The organism is Ponticaulis profundi, from assembly GCF_042659465.1.
GTDB lineage: Bacteria > Pseudomonadota > Alphaproteobacteria > Caulobacterales > Hyphomonadaceae > Ponticaulis > Ponticaulis profundi.
This window is the reverse complement of the sequence record NZ_JBHSSW010000063.1, coordinates 1-713: the sequence shown is the minus strand read 5'-3', so window position 1 is coordinate 713 and position 713 is coordinate 1. Positions and strand designations below refer to the sequence as shown.

The following is a 713-nucleotide window of genomic DNA, read 5'->3' as shown; positions in this document are numbered from 1 at the left end:
CTGGAAATCCCGATCCAGGATGTTGTCCGCAATGACCGAGCGATCGCCATCGTCCTTGGGCTTGCCACGGCGCCGGGGCCGTGCCCTGAAAGCGTTGCAGCGCATCAGCCGCTCGATCCTGTGCAGGCCACAGGCCAGTCCTTCTTCCAAAAGATCGCGCCACACGCGACGCGCGCCATAGGTTCGATCACTGGCTTTGAAGCTCGTCTCGATCGCCATGACGAGCCTGGCATCATGGATCTCGCGGGTGCTGGTCGGGCGGTTGATCCAAGCGTGGAAGCCGGAGCGCGAAACCTCCAGCGCCTCGCAGAGCCAACTGACCGGCCAAATGTGCCGGTGCTTGGCAATGAAGGCGAACCTCATGTCGCCTCGCGCGCGAAAAAAGCTGTCGCCTTCTTGAGGATGTCACGCTCCGCCCGGAGCCGGACGACCTCTTTCTTCAGGGCGGCGATCTCGGCCAGATCGGCACGCATCTGCCCATTCCCGGGAAATGCAGCAGCCGGGGCTGCGCTCAATTCCCTCATCCAGCGGCGCAGCACACTCTCGGACAGGTCGAGGTCGCGTGCGGCCTGTGACACCGCTACGCCCCGATCGGTTACCAGCCTCACGGCCTCTGTCTTGAACTCACGGCTGAACTTTCGTCTCGTCATATTCAATCTCCAGTTCCTTGGTCGCGATCTTATCTTCGTGTCCACGAAACCGGCAGCAGCTCA

At 62.0% G+C, this 713-nt stretch carries 1 pseudogene; it reads right to left on the bottom strand.

What is annotated here, in order from left to right:
• A pseudogene (locus ACFQDM_RS15995) lies at window positions 1-650 on the bottom strand (IS3 family transposase); the annotation flags it as partial.
• Window positions 651-713: the final 63 nt, after the last annotated feature.